At 72.0% G+C, this 919-nt stretch carries 1 protein-coding gene; it reads left to right on the top strand.

The genetic code is table 11. The annotated features are described in order from the left end of the window. Nucleotides 1–615: transposase (locus tag ACETWP_RS17270; protein WP_373973528.1), on the top strand; the 615-nt coding region annotated here is incomplete at its 5' end. Nucleotides 616–919 lie beyond the last annotated feature (304 nt).

Genomic DNA, 919 nt, shown 5'->3' with positions numbered 1-919 from the left:
CACCACACCTGGCTGCACCAACACCGCTTCGCGGACCCCGCCCTGCAGGCCACCTACGACACCTGCCTGGAAACCGTGGAACTGACCCTGGACCGGCGCGACCGGCTCGACGCCCGGGTCGCCGCCCTGGCCGAGACCGAACCCTACGCCGAGGTCGTCCACGCGTTGATGTGCCTGCGCGGGATCAACGTGCTGACCGCCTTCGGGCTCGCCGTGGAGGTCGGGGACTGGACCCGCTTCACCGGCAAGACCATCGGCGCCTACCTCGGGCTCGTCCCCTCCGAGCACTCCTCCGGGGCCACCCGGTCCCAGGGTTCGATCACCAAGACCGGGAACGCCCACGCGCGCCGCCTGCTCGTCGAGGCCGCGTGGCACCACCGGCGCCCCTACCGGACCGCCACCCGGGACATGCGGGCGCGCTGGGACAAGGCCGACGAGGCGTCCAGGGTCCGCGGGCACCAGGGCAACCAGCGGTTGCACCGCCAGTGGGAGAAGTTCGAGGCCAGCCACAAGCGCCGCGTCATCGCCGACGTCGCGGTCGCCAGGGAACTGGCCGGGTGGTGCTGGTCCCTGGCCGCGCCCGTGCAGCGGGAACACCCATGGCCCGCTGACTAGCAAGCGTCCCGACGCCCACCGGTGCCCGAGCGGCTCGGCAGCGTGGAGGAGACCCGCGACGCCGCTATGGGCAACCGGCCACCACCGGCGACGCCCGACCTTGCTAGACCAGCGGCCACCCTCCAGCCGAACACCTCGTCCTGCGGTACCCAACCCGCGCATATCAGCCAGACAGCGCCGTCGAACACGACGCGCCAGCCCCGGCCACCACCGGGCGACGGGAACGAAAGAGCGGTCCACGGCAACCCGGCCGCGGACCGCTCGCCCCTGTCTCTTGACAAGCAGCACCTACATATCAGCGGCG

The organism is Arthrobacter halodurans, assembly GCF_041877255.1.
In the GTDB taxonomy this organism is placed as follows: domain Bacteria; phylum Actinomycetota; class Actinomycetes; order Actinomycetales; family Micrococcaceae; genus Arthrobacter_N; species Arthrobacter_N halodurans.
Note: the sequence above shows the minus strand (reverse complement) of the source record. Positions and strands in the feature narration are given on the sequence as shown.